Annotated in this window: 1 pseudogene; it reads right to left on the reverse strand. The window is 74.4% G+C overall.

The window, feature by feature from the left end:
- Positions 1 to 230: 230 nt before the first annotated feature.
- Positions 231 to 554, reverse strand: a pseudogene (locus KUM32_RS39710) (long-chain fatty acid--CoA ligase); the annotation flags it as partial.

Consider the following 554-nt stretch of genomic DNA (forward strand, 5'->3'; position numbering starts at 1 on the left):
TGGGTGGAGCAGCGCTGGCGCTGGGACCTGCTGGCCGAGCGCCTGACCGAGCTGCTCTGACCGGGCTGCGCTGATCGGGCTGTCCCGGCGGAGCTGCTGCGGCCGGGCTGGTCGGGCCGCTGTGACCGGCTGACCGGGCTGCGCTGACCGGGCTGGCGCGGGGCGCGGGCCGTTGGCGCGCTGGTGGTACGCGGGCGTCCGGCCCGCCGTGGGCCCGGACGGGGCGGATCTCAGGTGCGGTAGATGGCCTCGATCTCGTCCGCGAAGTCCTTGGCCACCACGTTTCGCTTGAGCTTCATGGACGGCGTCACGTGGCCGGAGTCCTCGGTGAACTGGGTGGCCAGGATGCGGAACTTGCGCACCGACTCGGCCTTGGAGACCGCCGCGTTCCCGTCGTCGACCGCGCGCTGGATCTCGGCCAGCAGCTCCGGGTCGGAGCGCAGCTCGGCGGCGGGTGCGTCGGCGGGCCTGCCCCGCTCGGCCGCCCAGCGCGGCAGGAACTCCTCGTCCAGCGTGATCATGGCGCCCACGAACGGCCGCGCGTCGCCCACCAC

It is taken from the genome of Streptomyces sp. AC627_RSS907, from assembly GCF_019049165.1.